Below are 20,247 nucleotides of genomic sequence, written 5' to 3'. Positions count from 1 at the left end.
TCCGTGCATCTTCTCGGTGGCCACCCGGACACAGCCGGGAGAGGCTCTGTCCCCGCGTGGACGAGACGAGCCTTCCCGACCCTGAAGCCCTTCGCTCCCTCTTGAAGACCGCCCTCGAGCTGCCGGCGCTGCAACCGCACGCGGCGCGCCTGGAGCGGCTCGTGGACGACTACGCGCGCGGCGTGGCGCGCAAGGACGCGCCGCTGGCCGTGGCGCTGGTGGGCGCCACCGGCGCGGGCAAGTCCACCCTCCTCAACGCCCTGGCCGGCCAGCCCCTGTCGCGTGAGGGCGTGGACCGTCCCACCAGCACCGCCGCCACCGTGTTCGCCCCGGACGGCGCCGCCGCGGACGCGCTGGCCCAGACGGGCGCGCGAGTCATGAGGTACGCGCCCGGCCCGCAGGGCCTGTGGAGCGGCCAGGTGTTCATCGACACGCCGGACCTCAACAGCGTGGCCACCACCCACCGGGACGTGGCGCGCGCCGCGCTGGAGCGCGCGGACGTGGCGCTGGTGGTGATGCACCGGGGCAGCGTGGCGGAGGCCTCGCAGGTGGAGTTCCTCACGGAGTTCGCCCGCCGCCGCGCGCTCGTCTTCATCCTCAACTTCGCGGACGAGCTGTCCCCGGAGTCGCGCGAGACGCTGAAGACACAGGTGCGCCGCGTGGCCTCCGAGCAGTACGGGCTGGCCCAGGAGGACGTGCCCGTCTTCGCCATCAGCGCGCTGGCGGCGAAGGACGGCCGGGACGTGTCCGGCGAGTTCGGCGCCCTCCTCTTCCACCTGCGCGGGCTGGCCACCCAGGCGGTGGCCGCGCGCGTGCGGCGCACCAACGCGCTGGGAGCGCTGGAGGAGGTGTCCTCGCGCGTGGACGCAGCGCTGAAGGAGACGGAGGCACTGCTGTCGCGCACCCGCGACGCGCTGGGCTCCGGGCTGGAGAAGGCGGCGGAGGGACTGCGCACGGACTTCGACGGGCGGCTGCACCTGGCGCACGGCCACCTCGCGGCCGAGGTGCGGCGTCAGGCCGGAGGGCGCTTCTGGGGACCCGCGGCGTGGGGCCTGCGGCTGTCGCTGTGGGGCGCGAGCGGGCTGGGCGCGGCGGCCCTGGTGGGGCGGGCCAGCCTGCCGGCGGGCCTGGCCGTCGCGGCGACCTCCACGGTGGTGGACGTGGTGCGCGGCCGCACGCGCGCGCGGGCCGCGGAGGCCGCGGTGGTGGAGCCCTTCGAGGACGACTTCGGCGTGGAGTCCGCCGCGCGCACGGCGCTGGCGGAGGCGCGCAGCGTGGTGCGGGCCGGAGGCCTGGACCCGGCGCTGCTGGGAGTGCCGGACGTGGACGCGCTGCTGGACGCGGTGCGGGCGGCGCGCGCGGCGGCCTGGCGCTACACCGCCACCACCGGCGTGGCGGAGGCGGTGTCGGGCTGGTGGCGCGTGGCGCGCTGGCTGGTGCTGCCGCTCATCAACCTGCCCCTGCTGGGGCTGCTGGGACACGTGGGCTATCGCGTGGTGCGTGCCTACGTGGAAGGCCCCCTGTTGCCGCTGGAGTACTTCGTCAACGCGGGGGCCCTCTTCGTGCTGCTCGCCGGGGCGGGCGCGCTGCTGGCGTCAGCGAGTCTCGCTGGGGCCGCTCGCCGTGCGGGCGCCGCGGGGCGCGCGCGTTTCGTCGAGGCCCTGGCCGCCCTGGGCGGGAGGCTGGTGGAGGCCGTTGATGATGGACTCCGCCCCGGGCGGGAGGCCGCGCGGCGCCTCCTGGCGCTCAGGTGACATGGACACCACCGGCTGGCCCGGCGCGTGTGTGCCCTCGTTGTTGGCCATGAGGGTCTGCGAGCCCGAGTCCTTGCAGATGGGCGCGGACACGCGGGTGTCTCGCACCGGGTCGCCGTAGCCGGCGATGCGCGCCGGCACGGAGGGGTTGTTCCAGCCCTTGCCCACCTCCCGCGCCACCTTGAAATGCAGGTGCGCGCCGCAGGCCCAGCCCGTGGAACCGGAGAAGCCGATGAGCTGGCCCTCCTTCACGGTATCGCCCGGCTTCACCACCACCGCGCTGAAGTGCAGGTACTGCGTCTCCAGCCCGTCTCCGTGGGAGATGACGACGTAGTTCGCGTACGGCGCGAACTTCTCGTCGCAGCCGCCCTTGGTGCTGTCACCGCGCGCCAGACGCACCACACCGTCGCGAGCGGCGACGATGGGAGTGCCGTCCGGCATGCGGAAGTCCCACGCGTAGGTGTCGTTGTGCTGATGGCTGCCCGTGTCGTGTCCCTGGCTCACCGTGTGGATGCGGCCACAGGCGAAGGGAACACCCACCTCCGGCACGTTGCCCGGATGGGAGGCAGTCGAGGAGGGAACCGCGGGGGCCGAAGCCAGGAGAGAACCAAGGAAGAGAGCGGAAAGGTTCATATCGGGGCGGCGTGGAAACGGGGGCAAGTGGCTGCGGTATTTCCCAGGCCATTTTGTTCCAGGCCCGAGCGCCCCGCGACCGGGGGTGCTGTGCGCCGCTCTCCTCCCTGAAGGGATGAGCGCATGAAGTCAGAGGAGAGAACGCGCCGGTGGGGATGGAGCCCCCGGTTGCCCGACTGCTCGACGGCCTGCCGTAACGCGCCTGCCTCGGCCCCCACTTCCGCACGGGGAGCACCGGCACTCACACGTGCGGCCAGCCTGGCCGTGATGCTCCCATGGAGGGAGACGGCGCGCTGGCCGCTCAGCCGACGGCGAGGGAAGCGGTGGCGCCGTGGCGCGGCTCCCCTCCCCGCTCACTCCCGCTCACGCTCGCGAAGCCACGTGGCGATGGCGCGCTCGCACTCGGCATGGCGGTCGAGGAAGGCGAAGTGCCCGCTGTCCAGCTCCACATAGGTCGCGCTCCGGCCCAGGCGCTCCGCGAAGGCGCGCATGGAGCGAGTGGGCATCATGGAGTCATGGCGCCCCTGCACCAGCAGCGTGGGGACGGACGGTGCGGGGGCCTGGGATATGGCCCCGGAGACGAGCACCAGTCCCCGCAGCTCGAGGCGGGGATGGGACACCCGGCTCACGAGGACGCTGGCACCCGCGCCTCCGTTGGAGAGACCGCCGAGATAGACGCGGCGGACACCCCGGCTGGCGAGCCAGTCCAGCGTGGCCTCCAGCGTGCGCTCTCCCCGGGATGACCACCAGTCTCCGGCGGGACCCACCGAGGGGCAGACGGTGAGCGCGGAGATGGCCTGGGCCGCCCGCGCCATCTGCCAGCAATACACGGCGAAGTTGCCCGCATGGCCGTGGAGGAAGACGATGGCCGTCTCCGGCGTGGCGCTTCCTGGCGGAGGGATGACCAGCGTGTCGAAGGACTTCGGAGACTGAAGGCCCAGGTACGTGGCGACCGCGGGTGTGGCGAGCGCACCCTCGGCGGCGTCCATCCGGTCGAAGGCCGCTTCCAGCGCCGGGATGAAGTCACGCGCGTCCGAGCGCGGCACGCCACCGGAGAGCACCAGCGCGTGCGCCGCGAGCAGCGTTCCGTCCCGCTCCGCGACGATTCGGTTCACCCACCGGTGCCCACCGTCCGGCAGGCGCGGCGTCTCCAGGAGGGTGCCATCCGCGAGCACCAGCCGGGCGGCGGCGACACACAGCACGAGCCCGAGTCCGGCCCGCGTCAGTCCTCGTCTCCGCCGCCAGGGCCGGGAGAGGAGCCCGGCGCCCACGAGCGAAAGGCCCACGGCGTACCCCCACCCCGACGGCGAGGCGCCGATGCGGGCCGCGGCGACCAGCAGGAGCAGGGCCACGGGGGCGACGACGAGCCCCAGGGCGAACGCGGACCAGCCCCCGCGCCGCGAGGCCGCCGCCGCGGGCACGGTGGCGCCGGGCGCGTGCTGCGTCACGGACACGGAGGAGGAGTGGGCCATGGCGCCGAGCATGGCGGCTCGGGCGGCACGGCGTGGAGCCCCACGGCCGAACGGTCCGGAAACGCCCTTGGGCGGCCGCCACCCGGCCTGCCCTGCCCCAGGCCTCCTGCCCGCCCCAAACTTAGTGACTGGTCACTTGTTAACTTCGGCGTTATGATTTCCACGAGATGACCCCGAAGACCGCCCCTTCCGAAGGGACACGCCCGCCCCGCCGCACGCAGCAGGAGCGGCGCGAGACGACGCGACGCAAGCTGCTGGACGCCACCATCGAGGCACTGGTGGAGTTGGGCCATGCACGGCTGACCACGGTGGACGTGGCGAAGCGGGCCGGCCTGTCCCAGGGCGCGCTCTTCACGCACTTCGATACCAAGGAGGAACTGCTGGCCGCGGCGGTGGAGCACCTCTTCCCTCGCATCATCCAGGACTACCTGGCGGGAGTCGGAGCGAGGCCGTCGAACAAGGACCGCGTCGCCACGGCGGTGGACATGCTGTGGGCCGCCTACCAGCGCCCGGAGCTGCAGGCGGCCATCGAGCTGTACGTCGCGGCGCGCACCAACCCGGAGCTGCGGGCGGCGCTGGAAGCGGTGGACGGCCCCCACCGGGCGAACCTGCACCGGGTGGCGCGAGAGCTGTTCCCGGAGGCGGCCGCCGCGTACCCGGACTTCGACGACGTGGTGGAGCTGGCGCTGGACGCGGTGCAGGGCGCCGTCGTCGGCGGCAGCGCCCGCCCCAATGACCCGGCCCACCGCCGGATGCTGGACACCCTGACACGCTTCATGCGCTCCGCGTTCTCACCCACCCTGGAGCGGCCTCGCCGCCGCTCCCGTCCATAGGAGGCTCGTCATGGACGCAGCCCGCATCCCCGACCTCATCACCCCCGCCATTCCCGTCTTCGTCATCACGGTCATCGCCGAGGCGCTCTGGGTGAAGAAGTTGCGGGACGAGGGCCGTCCCCTGAAGGGCCACACCTGGAAGGACACGCTCGCCAGCCTCTCCATGGGACTGGGCAACGTGGCCGTCAACCTCGTGTGGAAGGGCGTGGCCTTCGCCGGCTACCTCGCGCTCTACGAATTGACGCCGCTGCGGATGGGCTCGGCCCCGTGGGCCTGGGTGCTGCTCTTCTTCACGGAGGACCTCTGCTACTACGGGTTCCACCGCGTCCACCACGAGAGCCGCTTCTTCTGGGCGTCCCACGTGGTGCACCACTCCAGCCAGCACTACAACCTCTCCACGGCGCTGCGGCAGACGTGGACCACGCCGACGGGCTGGGCATTCTGGGCACCGCTGGCGCTCCTGGGCTTCCACCCGGTGATGATTGTCGTGCAGCAGTCCATCAGCCTGCTCTACCAGTACTGGATTCACACCGAGGCCATCGGCCGGCTGCCGCGCCCGCTGGAGTGGGTGCTGAACACGCCCTCGCACCACCGCGTGCACCATGCCTCCAACCCGCGCTACCTCGACAAGAACTACGCGGGCATCCTCATCATCTGGGACCGGCTCTTCGGCACCTTCGAGCCCGAGGGCGAGAAGCCCGTGTACGGCCTGACGAAGAACATCCAGACGTACAACCCGGTGCGCATCGCCTTCCACGAGTTCGCGGCCATCGCCCGTGACGCGATGAAGCCGGGCCCGCTGCGGCAGCGGCTGGGCTACGTCTTCCGCAACCCGGCCTGGAAGCCGGAGCCGCTGCCGCCGCCCGCGGCTCCAGAGCCGGAGCCGGCCCGGCCCTCGGCATAGCCCGGGTGTTGAGCATCGGGCCTCGCTGGGGCCCGTCGCCTCCAGGCCCTCGCGTGCGGCTTCCCACCCGTCGGCGGAGGCGCTAAGCCACACGGCACTTTTCACACGTGCACCCGAGGGCCAGGAGGAGCCATGACCGAGCGTGAGTTGTGGGAGCGGTACCAGCGTTACCTGTGCGTCGTCCCTTCCGTGGGGTTCACGCTCGACGTCTCGCGCATGCACTTCCCGGCGGACTTCCTGGAGCGGATGCGCCCGCTCATGGAGAGGGCCTTCACGGACATGGAGGCGCTGGAGAAGGGCGCCATCGCCAACCCGGACGAGAAGCGCAAGGTGGGCCACTACTGGCTGCGCGCCCCCGAGCTGGCGCCGGAGCCCGGACTCCAGAAGGACATCACCGACACGGTGGCGGCCGTCCACGCCTTCGCGGCGGACGTGCATGCCGGCCGGGTGAAGCCGCAGAAGGCGCAGCGCTTCACGCACCTGCTGCTGGTGGGCATCGGCGGCTCGGCGCTGGGGCCGCAGCTCGTGGCGGACGCGCTGGGCACCCACGCCGACGCGATGCAGGTGTCCTTCTTCGACAACACCGACCCGGACGGCATGGACCGGGTGGTGGCGCAGCTCGGTGACAGGTTGGCGGAGACGCTGACGCTGGTCATCAGCAAGTCGGGTGGCACCAAGGAGACGCGCAACGGCATGCTGGAGGCCGAGCGCGCGTACCAGGCGAAGGGGCTCGACTTCAGCAAGCACGCGGTGGCCATCACCGGGGCCGGCAGCGAGCTGGACACCCACGCGCGCAAGCAGGGCTGGCTGCGCACCTTCCCCATGTGGGACTGGGTCGGCGGGCGCACGTCGGTGATGTCGGCGGTGGGCCTGCTGCCCGCGCGGCTCCAGGGCCTGGACATCGACGGCATGCTGCGGGGCGCGCGGGAGATGGACGCGGCGACGCGGCAACGGGACGCGCTGAAGAACCCGGCCGCGCTGCTGGCGCTGATGTGGCACCACGCGGGCGGCGGGCGCGGCACGAAGGACATGGTCATCCTGCCGTACAAGGACCGGCTGCTCTTGATGTCGCGCTACCTGCAGCAGCTCGTCATGGAGTCGCTGGGCAAGGAGCTGGACCTGGGCGGCAAGGTGGTGAACCAGGGCATCGCCGTCTACGGGAACAAGGGCTCCACGGACCAGCACGCATACGTGCAGCAGCTCCGCGAGGGCGTGCTCAACTTCTTCGTCACCTTCATCGAGGTGCTGAAGGACCGCCCGGCCGCTTCCTTCGAGGTGGAGCCCGGCGTCACCAGCGGCGACTACCTGCTGGGCTTCCTGCTCGGCACGCGCCGCGCGCTGTACGAGAAGGGCCGCGAGTCCATCACCCTCACCGTGCCGGACGTGAGCGCGCGCACGGTGGGCGCGCTGATTGCCCTGTATGAGCGCGCGGTGGGCTTCTACGCCAGCCTGGTGAACATCAACGCGTACCACCAGCCGGGCGTGGAGGCCGGCAAGAAGGCGGCGGGCGCGGTGCTGGACCTGCAGCGCAAGGTGACGAAGCGCCTGGGCGAGGCCGGCGCGGAGGCCCGCTCCGCCGAGCAGCTCGCCGCGGACATCGGCCTGCCGGACGAGGTGGAGACGGTGTTCAAGGTGCTGGAGCACCTGGCCGCCAACCCGGACCGCGGCGTGCTGCGCTCCGGAGGGCCTGGCCCGGCGGAGGCGCGCTACCGCGTGAAGTGAGGGTCGTCGGCCGGGTTGCCGCCGCACGCCCTGCACGAGGCGCGCGGCGACCCACGCGGGCGGGGTGCCCGCCACGGTCAGCCCGTCCCATCCTCGGTGCCCGCGAGCCCCGCGCGTTCCTTCCGGCACAGCTCCGCCAGCCAGTCCGAGGCGGCGCGCACGCGCGGGCTCTTCTGCAGGTCCTTGTGGACCACCAGCCCCGGTCCGGCGTGGGCCACCCTGCGGCGATGTGCGCACATCTGCCCCGGTGGCGTTGTCCACCGGGCGGCGCCCCCGTGCGCCAGGTTTGACGCTGCTTTCCCGGTCGAGTACATGCCGACTCGTGCCGGTGATTTTGCAAATCGAAGTCAGAAAGCAACAGACACCCGGCCGGCTGACACCCGCCTGGGGCCTGCTGCTGCTGCTCCTGGCCGGGGCCGCCGCCGCCCAGCCCGCCGCTTTCCAACCCGCGCCGGCGCCGGCCAGCGCGGCCGGTGGCATCGAGGGACGGGTGACTCCGTGTCCCGGTGCCGTGCTGGCCCAGGCCGAGCTGCTGCTCGACGCGGGTGGGCAGATGCGGCCGGTGAAGCTGGACTCCACGGGGCGCTTCCTCGTCGAGGGGCTCGCGCCCGGCACGTACGAGGTGCACACCTACGTCCCCGGCTGCGAGCCCGCTGGCTACCGCGTCCAGGTGTCGCCCGGGCAGCGCACGCCGCTGCACGCGGAGCTCGTGCCGGGCGAAGCGCTGGAGACCACCATCGAGGTGGAGGGCCGGAAGCTGACGCAGGCCGAGGAGCGCAAGGCCTCCGCCGAGGCGGTGCACGTGGTGGAGCTGGAGCAGGCGCGTCAGCAGACCGCGGACCTCGGCGAGGTGCTCAGCCGCAACGCGGGCGTGAGCGTCCAGCGGACCGGAGGGCTCGGCTCCGCGAGCCGCTTGTCCCTCAATGGCTTCACCGGTGAGCAGGTGCGCTTCTTCCTGGACGGCGTGCCGCTGGAGCTGGCCGGCTTCGGGCTGGAGCTGGCCAACGTGCCGGTGAACCTGCTCGAGCGCGTGGAGGTGTACCGGGGCGTGGTGCCGGTGCGCTTCGGAGCGGATGCGCTCGGGGGCGCCGTCAACCTCGTCTCCTCCGACGGCGATGAGCCGAGCGGCGCCTCCGCCTCGCTCCAGGCCGGCTCGTTCGGCACCTGGCGCGGCGCGCTCGCGGGCCGCCACCGGTTCAGCGAGGGAGGCGTCTTCATCAAGGGCCATGCCTTCGGGGACCTCGCCCGCAACGACTACCGGGTGGACGTGGAGGTGCCCGACGCCCAGGGGCGGCTCGGCCCCGCGCGCGTCCCGCGCTTCCATGACGGCTACCGCGCGCTCGGCGCGGGCCTGGAGGTGGGTGTCGCGGACCGGCCCTTCGCGGAGCGCCTCTCGCTGCGCGTGTCCGGCACCCGCGCGCGGAAGGAGCTCCAGCACAACGTGGTGATGACGGTGCCCTACGGCGAGGCCCTCTCCACGGAGGCGACGTATGGAGCGCTGCTGGGCTGGACGTCCCCGGAGCTCCTGTCCGGGAAGCTGCGGCTGGACGGGACGGCGGGGTACAGCCGCCGGGACACCGGGTTCCGCGACACGGCGGCGTTCGTCTATGACTGGTACGGCAATCAGGTGCTCGAGCGGCTCCAGCCCGGCGAGCTGGGCACCACGCCCACCGACCGCCTCATCCAGCAGCACAGCACGCTCGCGCGCCTGCATGCGGCGTGGTCTTTCACCGGCACCCAGAGCCTGCGGCTGTCGCTCGCGCCCACCTTCGTGACGCGCCAGGGTGAGGACCGCCTGCTCCGGGACACGGGACTGAGGGACCCGCTGCAAGCCCAGCGCGACCTGTTCACCCTGGTGAGCGGCCTCGAGCACGAGCTGCGGCTGTGGGACGGACGGCTGGAGAACGTCACCTTCGTGAAGAGCTACCTGCTGCGCGCCCGGTCCGAGGAGGTGCTCTCCGGGGACGTGTCCCGGCGGAGGGACCAGTCGAGCGAGCACGTGGGGGTGGGCACCAGCGCGCGGCTGCTGCTGCCGCACGGGCTGCTGGCCAAGGCGTCGTATGAGTACGCCACCCGGATTCCCGGGCCGGACGAGTTCTTCGGGGACGGGGTGCTCGTCCTCGCCAACCTGGGGCTCCAGCCCGAGACGAGCCACAACGCGAACGTGGAGCTGGAGCTGCGCGACCTGGACACCGCGCTGGGGAGCTTCCGCGGCAGCGTGGGCGGCTTCGCCCGGCTCGCGGACCAGCTCATCGTGCTGCTGGGCAATGACAGCGTGTACACCTTCGCCAACGTCTACGCGGCGCGCTCGCTCGGCGTGGAGGCCGCGGCGGGGTGGACGGTGCCGGGTGGGTGGCTGTTGGTGGACGCCAACACCACCTGGCAGGACTTCCGCAACGCCTCCGGCGAGGGCGCCTACGGCAGCTATGAGGGGGACCGCATCCCCAACCGGCCCTGGCTCTTCGCGAACCTCACCGCCCGGCTGCGGCGCACGTCGCTCCTTCGCGACGGGGACGAGGCCTCGCTGAGCGCCACCTCGCGCTACGTGCACGGCTTCTTCCGCGGCTGGGAGAGCCAGGGGCTGCGCGAGGACAAGCAGAAGGTGCCCGCGCAGCTCACCCACTCGCTCGCCCTCACCTACGCGCTGCCGGTGCGCCCCGCGCTCAGCGGCACACTCGAGGCGCAGAACCTCACCAACGCGAAGACCTACGACTTCTTCGGCGCCCAGCGCCCGGGCCGCGCCTTCTTCTTCAAGCTCAACATGGAGCTCTGACCATGCCTCCAGCCCCTCGCGTCAACCTCACGCGCCTGGCGATGCGCATCCATTCGTGGTCGGGCCTGCTGGGCGCGCTGGTCTTCGTCGTGGTCGGGCTGAGCGGGGCCGTGCTCGTCTTCCACCAGGAGCTCGACGCCGCGCTCTTCCCCCGCCTCTTCGAGGTCCATCCGGGCGACGGGGAGCTGTCGTATCAGCGGGCCATCGAGACCGCGCAGCGTGCCTTCCCGGAGGCGCGCGTGCGCGGCCTCCGCGTACCTCCTCCGGGTGAGCCCCGCTCGCTCGCCATCCAGGCCGTGGGGCCCCGGGGTGGGCCCGCGCTCATCGCGCTGGTCGACCCGTACACCGGAGCGCTGCGAGGCACCCGCATCTGGGGCTCGGGACACACGCGCTTCCTCGAAGACCCGGTGAGCTGGACCTACCTGCTCCACTACCAGCTCACTGCGGGGCAGGTCGGCCAGCTCGTCGTCGTGCTGGCCTCCATCCTCCTCGCGCTCTCCGTGCTGACGGGGACGTTCGTGTACCGCAAGCAGCTCGCGCGCGCGTTCACGCTGCGCGAGCCGCTGCGCCGCAAGAGCTGGGCGGCGCGATTCGCCTCGCTGCACCGGCTGGTGGGCGCGTGGACGCTCGTGCTCAACCTGGTGCTCGCGGTGAGCGGGCTGTGGATGCTGCGCGCCACCTTCACCGCGGACTTCTGGAAGCGGCCTGATGGACGGCCCGCGCCCACGGGGCCCGCGCCTCGCAGCGCCCACTCCTACGACGAGGCGCTCGCGGCCGCGCGGCGCGCCCTCCCCGGCTTCGAGCCGAGCTGGATGGAGCTGCGTGCCCTGCCGTCGGACCGCTTCGTCATCCTCGGACGCCACACCCAGGAGACGAAGCTCTACGGCCGGTACGCGAGCGCCGTCGTCCTGGATGCGAGCAACCTCGGCGTGCTCGAGGTCCGGCGCCCGGAGACGCTGCCCGTGGGAGAGAAGCTCAACGCGCTCGCCTTTCCGCTCCACCAGGGGCACTGGGGCGGGCTTCCGGTGAAGCTTCTGTATGTGCTCGCGGGGATCGGTGTTCCGATGCTCAGCCTCACCGGGACGCTGCTGTGGCTGCGGCGCACCCGGCGGCGCGCCCAGCCCGCCACCCGGCCCGAGCCCGTGCCCCGGCCAGTGCCGGCAACGGGCGCATCCAAGGGGTAGTCGCCGCCCACTGCCCCTCCCCCGCGCGTGGGTTACGCGGGGGAAGAGGCCACGCGTCAGTCGTTCGCGAGCGGGTTGGGAAGCGTCCCGTTCGGATACAGCGCGTGGCGCAGGGCCCGGTCGGTGTAGCGGGTGACCACGAGCCGGTCCCGGTTGAGCGCGTACCGCGGAATCTCGGGAGTGAGCAGGTCGTACTCGGAGAAGCGCTCACGCAGCTCGGGGAACCGCTGGTGGAAGGCGAGGATGGTCCGCCGGACCTGCTTCCAGAACGCCTGCTCCGGAAGGCCGAGCTGCTCGGCGCACAGCGGCGCCAGGTAGCGGAAGTGCCCCACGAAGACCTGGTCCACCACGTGCTGGCGGATGACCGAGGGGTGCTTGCGCGGCAGCACATGGTCATGCCCGTCCGGCTCCGGGCCCCGCTCCGGCACGTCGGTGAAGGACACGCACACGTCGTCGACGAAGTCCTTCAGGTACAGCCGGCGGGGGACGTCGTTCTCATCGAACCCCAGCAGCGTGTTCTGCCCATGCGGGTTGAAGGTGATGCCGTAGCGATACAGCACGTGCATCAGCGGGATGAGCAGCGTGTCGAAGAGGTGCTGCAGCCACGCCTCCGCGCTCAGGCCCGAAGCGCGGACCAGCTCCGCGACGAACGCCGCGCCCTTGCCGTCCACGTGCAGCAGCGAGGCGAAGGTGCGCACCCGCTCCTCGGAGCCCTGGCGCGCGGCGACAGGCTCGCGCCAGATGCAGCCCAGCGTCTCCAGGTGCTGGTACGGCACGTCCGCCACCTTCGAGAGATACGGGTGCCGCACCGTCACCGAGGCGACCTCGCCGAGGAACACCGTGCGGCACTCCTCCGCGAGGAACGGGTCGCTGTCCAGGAGGCACTGGAGCCACTGGGTGACGACGGGCGCGCCGAGGGTGCAGTGCGGCGGAATCCCACGCCAGACCAGCGTGTTGAGAATCTTCAGCGGCAGCTTCACGTCGTAGCGGCCGGGGCTCGTCACGTTGGCCATGGTCCGGATGGACTGGCCCGGCAGGTACAGGTCGGGGCTCTCCCCCAGGGGCACGATGCGCCGCTGGGCCACGTCCGCGGCGTGCAGCACCTGCACCGCATGGTCCCACTGCCACGGGTGCACGGGCATCCACACGAAGGCGTCCGGGGCGAGTCCCGCGGAGGTAAGCACGTGGGTGAACCGGCCGCGCGCCGCCTCGTCCAGCTCACGCGCGAGAATGTCGCGCTCGGACAGGTGCGACGTGCCCCGGAACTCCGCCAGCCCGCGGTGCACGGCCACCCACTTCAGCCGCACCGGCTGGCGGGCCTCCGGCGCGTAGCGGCGCACGTCGGACGCGGAGAAGTTGACCCGGCCCTTGTTCGCCACCAGCCAGTTGTGCCCCGTCATGTGGCACTCCAGCTCCGTGTGGCCCAGGGCGCGCAGCTCCGCGACGGAGTGCCCCCCGTGCGCGATGCGCGCGGCATCCACCGCCAGCGTGGACGACAGCTCATTGAAGTACGTGGCCAGCGTCGACGGGTCCGTGCCCAGCGTGGAGGCGGCGTCCGTCAGGAACTGCAACGCATCCCACGCCGGCTCGGCGATGCTGTTGCCGAGCATGCTGGTGGCGCTCCGGGTGATGGAGTCGGGGTCCACCCGCATCCAGCCGAAGGCCCCCGGCCGCGCGGCGAACCGGTAGGAGGTGCCGCTCCCGAGGTCGACCCGGTAACGGCCCTCGCCGTCGGCGATGGGCGTGAGCATCTGCTCGAAGCACCACTCCCCGAGCGCCTTGGCCAGCAGCCGCCGGTTGGCCTCGCGCCACGCGGTGGGGCCCACCTCCGGAAGGGTGGGCACCGGGTGGTCGCGGCCCGCGTCGGGGGCCGCGCCGCCGGATTCGACGAGGGTGGGGAGGACGGTGACGGAGGGACTCATGTCGAGTGCTTCGTTTCGGGACTTCACGGTGACTCCTTCAAGGAAAGGGAATGCTCACGGACGGACGGGCGCGAGGCCCGGGCCGCCGGGTTCGGCAGGACGCGGAGGGCGAGCACGGCCCCCAGCAGGCACACCACCGAGGCGGCGAGGCACACCGCCAGGTAGGCGTTGGCGAAGGCCGCGTGTGCGAGCGGCCTGAGCGCGGGCTCGACGAGACCGAACTGCCCGGTCTCCACCGCCGCGCGAGTGTGACGGACTGCTTCGGCGGGCAACGGACCCGCCGCGAGACTGGCGCCGAGCCGCGAGGAGAACACGGCGCCGAAGGCCGCCACCCCCGTGGCGGTGCCCAGGGGATAACAGGCGTTGGTCAGCCCCGAGGCCATGCCCGCGCGTCCGGCGGGCACCACGCCCACCGCCACGCCCATCAGCGGAGGGAAGAGGATGGCGCCACCCGTGCCCAGCAGCACCAGCCCCGCGAAGCTCAAGGCCCACTGCCCCTGATGCGCGGCCGCGCCGAGGGCCAGCAGCCCCAGCCCCTGGAAGGCGAAGCCGCTGGCCACGAGCCCCGCGGCGGAGAAGCGCGCCTGCAGCCGCGCCGTGAACAGGCCCACGACGAGCAGGCTCCCCGTCAGAGGCAGCAACCGCAGCCCCACCTCGAGCGGTGAGCCTCCGGAGGCCCCTTGCAACCACAGGGTGGTGAAGACGAGCACGCCCAGGCTCGACATGCGGGCGAGGAACCCGAGCACCGCGGCTCCGGAGAGCGCGGGGATGCGCAACAACTCCAGGTCCAGCATGGCGCCGGGCCGCCGCTGGCTCGCGACGAGCGCCACGAGGAGCACGGCGCCCGCGCACGCGGGGACGAGCACCTGGGGTGAGCCCCAGCCGGCATCCGGCCCCATCACCAGGGGGTAGTGCAGCGACAGCAGCACACCGATGGCGAGGAGCGCGCCCAGCGGGTCGAGACCGCGGGCCGTGTTCAGAGGCGTGAGGGCGGGCATCCGGGTCAGCGCGCCGAGGACGACCGCCACGCCGATGGGCACGTTGACGAGGAAGATCCATCGCCAGCCGACCCACTCGACGAGCAGTCCCCCCACCACCGGCCCGAGCGCGCCCGCGGCGGAGGCAATGGCCGCATAGGTGGCGATGGCACGCTGGCGCGCGGCGCCCTCGTCGTACACGGCGGCGATGAGGGCGAGCGCGGGAGCGAACACCATGGAGCCGCCGAGCCCCTGCGCCACCCGGGCCGCGACCAGTGTGCTGGCGTTCGGAGCCAGACCGCACAGCGCCGAGGCCAGGGTGAAGAGCGCGATGCCCGCGACGAAGACGCTCCGGCGGCCAATCCGGTCCGACAGCGCGCCCGCGGTGAGCAGCAGGGCGCCGAACGCGAGCGAGTACGCGGAGACCGTCCACTGCACCTGGTGCAGCCCGGCCCCCAGGTCCTTCGCGATGGCCGCCAGCGCGACGTTCACCACCGTCACGTCCAGCGTCATCACCACCCCGCCCGCACTCACCAGCGCGAACGTCCACCGGGCCGCCCGGCGGGCGTCAGTGCGTGGTGGAGGGAGAACCGGCACGCCTCGCTCGTTCCCGGCGATGGCGCCAGCTTGGGAGTGAGCGCTCACCTGGCCTCCGGAGCGCGCGCGACGAGGGCCCGCCCCGCATCGTCATGCACCACCGGCGTGGCGACCCGCTGCGCCTCCCGGACACGAGGGCGTGCCTCGGCCTCCGGGACCCCGAAGCTGGCGAACGCGGTGCGCTGGGGCAGCGCGTACACCTCGCGCCCGGTGATGGTGTTGAGGATGGTGGCGTTGCGGTATGGGGACACACCCAGGTCGGGCGCGGCGACGCCATGGCTGTGCAGGTCGGCGTGGGTGACGAAGATGCGCCCGCTCACCTCGGGCGCCAGCTCCACCGAGTAGTCCAGCCGGACCTTGTAGCGGCCCTGCGCGTCCCAGCGCATCAGGCCATCCATGGGCCGCAGGAAGCGCGGCGACCGCTGCTGGTAGCCCGTGGCCGCGACGACGAGGTCCGTCACGTGCTCGAACGTCGCTCCGGTGTCGAGGTGCCGGCAGCGCAGCACCACCTCGCCCTCGCCGTCCACGGAAGAGGCCTCCACCGCGACGCCGCAGCGCAGCTCCACGTCGGACAGGCCCTGCTCCAGCTCCCGCTGGTAGAGCAAGTCATGCAGTTGCTCCAGCGTCTCCGTGGAGATGCCCTTGTAGTGCCGCCACTGCTCGGCGACGAGCCGGTCCTTGGTCGGCTGCGGCAGCGTGTGGAAGTACCGGACGTAGGCCGGCGTGGTCATCTCCAGCGTCAGCTTGGTGTAGTCCAGCGGCGCGAACGACACCGTCCGCGTCAGCCAGCTCACCGCGCCCCCACCGTCGAGGTTGCGCTGCAAGAGGTCCAGGACCACCTCGGCGCCCGACTGCCCGGAGCCGACCACCGTCACGTGCCGCGCGGCCTCCACGTCGGGCAGCCGGTGCAGGTACTCGCCGGTGTGGAGCCGCTTCCCCGAGGGAAGCGCGGCCAGCGCCGCGGGCAGCGCCGGCTCGGTGCCGATGCCGATGACGACGTCGCGGGCCGCCATGACCAGCCGGCGCCCGTCGCCACGCAGCACCTTCAGGATGAAGCGCTGGCGCCCCGCGTCCCAGTCCATCTCCTCGACCTGGTGCGAGAAGCGCAACGAGGAGAGCTTCGAGACGGCCCAGCGCAGGTAGTCCTCGTACTCGCGGCGGGTCGGGTGGAAGCGCTCGCGGATGTAGAACGGGTAGAGCCGGTCCGCGGCGCGCAGGTACTCCAGGAACGACAGCGGGTGCGTGGGCGCGACCATGGTGACCAGGTCGGCGAGGAAGCTGAGCTGGAACTTGGCGTCGTCGAACATCAGGCCCGGGTGCCAGCGCAGCTCCGGCCGGGCATCGAGCACGACCAGGTCGAGCCCCTCCACCGTGGACGCGAGCGCAGCCAGGCCGAGGTTGAACGGCCCGCAGCCGATCGCCACCACGTCGTGCTCGGAGTACAGGGGGGAAGCATCAGGGGAAAGGGTGTTCACGGGAGGTCCTCCTCGGAGCGGGGGTAGATGAGAAGCGTCGCGTTCTTGTCCGGCAGGGTGATGGGGCCGACGGTCCGGAAGCCGGCGGCGGTGAAGGCGCGCAGCGACGGGGCGTTGCGCGAGTCAGGCTCCGCGACAACGCGGGTGCAGAGCGGGTCCGCGGCGAGCAGCCCCTCGGCCACCTCGCGCAGCAGCGCCCGGCCCAGGCCGCGGCCGGTGCGGCCAAGGTCGCCGATGGCCACGTGCACACCCAGGTCGCGTGGCCGCTCCGGGTAGTGCCCGGCCAGCCGGTCGCGCACCACCCGGTACACCTCCAGGTACGCCAGCGGCACGCCCTCGAAGTCGAGCATGCACGGCAGCGAGTGGACTCCGCCCAGCTGCCGCTCCAGCTCGGCCCGCCAGCGCTCCGCGGTCCAGGCCTGATTCCAGAACGCGGCCACATGCGGGGCCTGCATCCACAGCCGCACCCGCTCCAGGTCCTCGGCGGCGCGCGCGGGCCGGATGGACCACGGCGCACGGACCCGTGGCACCGGGGGCGCCGGCACGCCGCCGCCCGCGACGTCTCCTCGCGGCTCGGCCATCATCGCGCCACCTCGCGCAGGGGATTGGGCGCGTCGAGGTACACCGACTGCGCATCCAGCGGCGCGAGCACCTCGTCGATGCCGTGCAGCCGGGTGAGCAGGTTGCTCTTCGTGGGCAGGATGTCGGCCTCCAGCCACCTGCGGGCCAGCCGGTCTCCGTCCGGTCCCGCGGCGGCCAGCGACGGAAGCGCCTCGCGCAGCCGCCCGGCCATGACGGCCAGCAGCCGGCGCTCCTCCCCCAGCCCGTCCACCCCGAGGCACCCGATGACCGAGAGCGCCTGGTTGCGCAGCAGGTAGTAGGAGAGCCGCTCGTCGACGATGGCGTCGTCCACCACGGCCAGCGTCGAGGTGTCCGCGCCCAGCCGCCCGAGCAGCCGTGGCAGATGGGACGCCGCGAGGTAGTAGCCCTGGTTGTCCCGGAAGGCCGCGCCGGTGACGCGGCCCCGGGCATCGAGCCGGACCAGGGTGTTCTGCTGGTGCGCCTCGAGACCGATGCCGGTGGCCGCGTACAGGTGCAGCATGGGCACCAGCACCCTGTCCGTGTAGTCGGCCACCCACTGCTCGGCGGCGCCCGCGCCAAGCCCGGCCACCATCGCTCCCAGCAGGCTGCGGCCCAGCCCCGGACGAGGCGCCACCAGCCCCACCAGGCAGCGCAGGTCGGCGATGCCGGGAGGCACCTCCCGCACCGCCACGTCCAGGCCCGTCACGTCCGGGCCCTCGGGCCGCGAGGGCTCGTCCACCGCCAGCCACGCGGGGTCCCTCACGATGGAGAAACCCGGGTGGGCGGCGTAGGTCTCCCGCGCGTAGCCGGCGTCCAACAGCCGGTTGATTTCCAGCCCGCGCCGCAGCTCCGTGCGCGTGGACTCGCGGCGGGAGTTGGTCAGCCGCAGCCCCAGCGACAGCTTCAGCATCACCGGCACATCCGGCCGGTAGACGGTGCGCACGCTGGAGGTGGCCCACCAGCGCGGACCACTCTCCCCCAGCGGCGTCAGCAGGCCCGCCTCGACCAGCGCGGCGATTCTCGGCCGCCGCAGCAGGTCTCTCGCCTGCCACGGGTGCGCGGGCACCAGCACCCGGCCTCCTTCCCGGGGCCGCTCCGCCAGGTCCGCCAGCAGCGCCACCGTGTCACGTCCGGAGAGCGAGGGAGCGCCACGGACCGCGTCATGCGACACCACCGAGGGGTCCGCGGCGAACCAGTGCAGCCGGAACGAGCCCCGGAGCTCCGGGGAGAACTCCGCGGTGTCGGAGGTGGAGAGCCCATCCCGGCTCTTGGGCGCCGGGTGGTTCAGGTGTCCGAGGACCAGCGCCTGCTCCGCCGCGAGGAAGCCGTCCACCGGCGGCGGGGGCATCGGGTGCGCGCGGCGGTGGGCCACGAAGTCCGCCACCCGGCGCACCGACTCCGCCGTGCGCTCGACCAGGTCGGCCACCGCGCCCGCGGGAACGCCACCACGGCGCGCGCCTCCACGCTGCGCGGCCTCGTGGGCCACCAGCGCCACGGCGAGCACGGAGTCAGCGGCAGACGCTCCGCCCGGCCCCTCCAGGAGCACCGGGCCGAAGCGGTGCCACCCGCTCGGCGAGCAGTGAGTCACTTCCGTGAGCAGGGCGAGCCCCGTGCTCGGCAACACGACGCGCAGCGGCCCGGGGCGAACCGGCGCCCGGGTCTCCACGAGCCAGCAGCGCAGCAACGCCTCCAGGTGGGCGTGCTCCGCCACGCGGCGCGCGTCCGCGTCGTTCAGCGGGTCCGTGCCGAAGGCCTCGTACAGGGGAAGGGCGGCGGCGCTCATGCGGCCCCCTTCTGGAGACGGGACGTGCAGGCGCGGCCCGCCTCGAGCACGGCATCCACGAGGGCGTCGATGTCCCCGGGCGTGGTGGTGGGGTTGAGCAGGGTGAACTTGAGGCACACCCGCTCCGGCGAATCGGGCCCGTCCAGGCGGACCGAGGTGCGGCCAATCAGCGCGGCCCCGGTCTCCATCAGCCGGCGGCGGAGCGCGCCGTTCGTCTCGTCCTCGCTCGCGGCGTCGCCGCCGTGGCGGTAGCGGAACACGACGGTCGTCAGCTCGGCGGGGGACACCAGCTCCAGCTCGGACTCGGCCGCGATGCGCTGCTCGGCGTGCCGGGCCAGGTCGTGGCAGGTGTCCACCATGTCGCCCAGGCCCCGGCGCCCGTGCGCCAGCAGCGTGGCGGCGACCTTCACCGCGTCCGGCCTGCGGGTGGTCTGCAGGCTGCGGCCGAGCAGCCCGTCATAACCCGCGTCCGCGTCGTCACCCGGGTTGAGGTAGGCGACCTCGCGCTCCAGCGCGGTGAAGGCGCTCGCGTCGGAGACCAGCAGCACGCTGGTCGCCGCCGGCTGCCAGCCCAGCTTGTGCAAATCCAGCGTGATGGAGTCCGCCCGCTCCAGGCCGGCCAGCCGGCCCGCGAGCCGCTCGGAGAACAGCGCTCCGAAGCCGTATGCCGCGTCGACGTGCAGCCAGACGCCGTGCTCGGCGGCAATCGCCGCGATGCGCGGCAGCGGGTCGATGGAGCCGAAGTCCGTCGTCCCCGCCGTGGCGACGATGGCCAGCGGGGTGTGCTCCGGCCCCAGCTCGCGCAGCATGGCGTCCAGCGCCTCGGGCACCATCCGGCGGCGCGAGTCGGTGGGCACGGCCCGCACCGCCCCCTCCCCCAGGCCGAGCGCCGCGCAGGCACGGTGCACCGAGAAGTGCGCCAGCTCCGAGCAGAAGACGACGGGTTTCGACAGCGCGCCCACGCCCTCCCGGCGGGCGTCGATGCCACGGCGCAGCGCGGCCGCGTCCCGCGCCAGCAGCAGGCCCAGCAGGTTGGACATGGAGCCCCCGGGGGTGAGCACCCCGTCGGCCCTACGCCCGAGCCCGGCCAGCGCCACGAGCCCGCCGATGAGCCAGCGCTCCACGGCGATGGCCGAAGGCCCCGAGTCGTACGTGTCCAGTGAGGCATTGCTCGCGCTGGCCAGTGCATCCGCGGCCACCGCGACCGCCAGCGGCGGCGGCTGGAGGTGCGCCACCGCATGCGGGTGCGACAGGTGGAGTCCGTGCTCCACCAGCACCCGGCCCAGCCGGGCCAGCGCGGCCTCGGCGCCCATGCCCGCCTCGGGGATGCCACTCACCCCCAGCGCCGCCGTGGCGGCGGCCAGGACCTCCGCCGGAGTGCCGGCCCGCAGGGGGCCATGGGGCCACCGGGCCGCGGCCAGCGCGCCGCCCACCGCCCCCGTCAGCGCGGCGGACACCGCGGCCAGTCCCTCGCGAGAGCCCGCCAGCACCGATGACGGGCGGCGGGGCCAGCGGGGCGTCACATCCGGCCCCCGCTTCGCTTCCTCAGTTTCTGCCTGCATGTACGTTGCCTCCAATTTTGAATTCGATACTGATACTCAATCTCAACTCCAGGACACACGACGGCCCTGGACAC

14 protein-coding genes and 1 pseudogene are annotated in these 20,247 nt (G+C 72.8%); 6 read left to right on the top strand and 9 right to left on the bottom strand.

The window, feature by feature from the left end:
* The first annotated feature begins 56 nt into the window (after positions 1 to 56).
* Complete coding sequence (locus tag K8638_RS15895) at positions 57 to 1,754, top strand: GTPase (protein WP_223755375.1); 1,698 nt, start codon at positions 57 to 59, stop codon at positions 1,752 to 1,754.
* Positions 1,755 to 1,937: 183 nt separating this feature from the next.
* On the opposite strand, the pseudogene K8638_RS15890 reads toward K8638_RS15895, so the two are convergent.
* Positions 1,938 to 2,387 (bottom strand): annotated as a pseudogene (locus tag K8638_RS15890) (M23 family metallopeptidase); the annotation flags it as partial.
* A gap of 353 nt (positions 2,388 to 2,740) precedes the next feature.
* A complete protein-coding gene (locus tag K8638_RS15885) occupies positions 2,741 to 3,871 on the bottom strand; it encodes an alpha/beta fold hydrolase (protein WP_223755374.1) in 1,131 nt (376 codons plus the stop codon).
* Positions 3,872 to 4,026: 155 nt separating this feature from the next.
* Between K8638_RS15885 and K8638_RS15880 the strand changes: the two genes are divergently transcribed.
* The 3 genes from K8638_RS15880 (at position 4,027) to K8638_RS15870 (ending at position 7,318) form a co-directional block, all read left to right on the top strand.
* On the top strand, positions 4,027 to 4,692 hold the full coding sequence (locus K8638_RS15880; RefSeq protein WP_223755373.1) for a TetR/AcrR family transcriptional regulator: 666 nt from the start codon (positions 4,027 to 4,029) through the stop codon (positions 4,690 to 4,692).
* 10 nt (positions 4,693 to 4,702) lie between these two features.
* On the top strand, positions 4,703 to 5,596 hold the full coding sequence (locus tag K8638_RS15875) for a sterol desaturase family protein (protein WP_223755372.1): 894 nt from the start codon (positions 4,703 to 4,705) through the stop codon (positions 5,594 to 5,596).
* A 132-nt stretch (positions 5,597 to 5,728) separates the two neighbouring features.
* Positions 5,729 to 7,318 (top strand): glucose-6-phosphate isomerase, encoded by a 1,590-nt coding sequence (locus K8638_RS15870; RefSeq protein WP_223755371.1) that lies wholly within the window; start codon positions 5,729 to 5,731, stop codon positions 7,316 to 7,318.
* A gap of 77 nt (positions 7,319 to 7,395) precedes the next feature.
* On the opposite strand, the gene K8638_RS15865 is transcribed toward K8638_RS15870, so the two are convergent.
* On the bottom strand, positions 7,396 to 7,536 hold the full coding sequence (locus K8638_RS15865) for a hypothetical protein (protein WP_223755370.1): 141 nt from the start codon (positions 7,534 to 7,536) through the stop codon (positions 7,396 to 7,398).
* A gap of 104 nt (positions 7,537 to 7,640) precedes the next feature.
* Here K8638_RS15865 and mxcH point away from each other — a divergent pair, with 104 nt between their 5' ends.
* Together mxcH and K8638_RS15855 are read left to right on the top strand one after the other, a co-directional pair.
* Entirely contained in the window at positions 7,641 to 10,091 is a 2,451-nt protein-coding gene (mxcH, locus tag K8638_RS15860; protein ID WP_223755369.1) for a TonB-dependent siderophore myxochelin receptor MxcH, read from the top strand.
* A 2-nt stretch (positions 10,092 to 10,093) separates the two neighbouring features.
* Positions 10,094 to 11,275 carry a PepSY domain-containing protein gene (locus tag K8638_RS15855; protein ID WP_223755368.1) on the top strand — a complete coding sequence of 394 codons (1,182 nt, stop codon included), beginning with the start codon at positions 10,094 to 10,096 and terminating at the stop codon, positions 11,273 to 11,275.
* Positions 11,276 to 11,331: 56 nt separating this feature from the next.
* On the opposite strand, the gene K8638_RS15850 is transcribed toward K8638_RS15855, so the two are convergent.
* The 6 genes from K8638_RS15850 to K8638_RS15825 all read right to left on the bottom strand — a co-directional run bounded on the left by K8638_RS15850 (position 11,332) and on the right by K8638_RS15825 (position 20,173).
* Positions 11,332 to 13,224, bottom strand: a complete 1,893-nt coding sequence (locus K8638_RS15850) for an IucA/IucC family siderophore biosynthesis protein (protein ID WP_223755367.1) — start codon at positions 13,222 to 13,224, stop codon at positions 11,332 to 11,334.
* Entirely contained in the window at positions 13,221 to 14,708 is a 1,488-nt protein-coding gene (locus K8638_RS15845) for an MFS transporter (protein WP_223755366.1), read from the bottom strand. The genes K8638_RS15850 and K8638_RS15845 overlap by 4 nt, the downstream gene beginning before the upstream one ends.
* A gap of 107 nt (positions 14,709 to 14,815) precedes the next feature.
* Positions 14,816 to 16,246, bottom strand: coding sequence for a SidA/IucD/PvdA family monooxygenase (locus K8638_RS15840; RefSeq protein ID WP_223755365.1), 1,431 nt, complete (start codon positions 16,244 to 16,246; stop codon positions 14,816 to 14,818).
* Positions 16,243 to 16,830 carry a GNAT family N-acetyltransferase gene (locus K8638_RS15835; protein WP_223755364.1) on the bottom strand — a complete coding sequence of 196 codons (588 nt, stop codon included), beginning with the start codon at positions 16,828 to 16,830 and terminating at the stop codon, positions 16,243 to 16,245. The genes K8638_RS15840 and K8638_RS15835 overlap by 4 nt, the downstream gene beginning before the upstream one ends.
* Entirely contained in the window at positions 16,827 to 18,611 is a 1,785-nt protein-coding gene (locus K8638_RS15830; protein WP_223755363.1) for an IucA/IucC family siderophore biosynthesis protein, read from the bottom strand. The genes K8638_RS15835 and K8638_RS15830 overlap by 4 nt, the downstream gene beginning before the upstream one ends.
* On the bottom strand, positions 18,608 to 20,173 hold the full coding sequence (locus K8638_RS15825; RefSeq protein ID WP_223755362.1) for a pyridoxal-dependent decarboxylase: 1,566 nt from the start codon (positions 20,171 to 20,173) through the stop codon (positions 18,608 to 18,610). The genes K8638_RS15830 and K8638_RS15825 overlap by 4 nt, the downstream gene beginning before the upstream one ends.
* Between the last annotated feature and the right edge of the window lie 74 nt (positions 20,174 to 20,247).

It is taken from the genome of Myxococcus sp. RHSTA-1-4, assembly GCF_020037125.1.
GTDB lineage: Bacteria > Myxococcota > Myxococcia > Myxococcales > Myxococcaceae > Myxococcus.
This window is presented reverse-complemented; position numbering and strand designations above follow the sequence as displayed.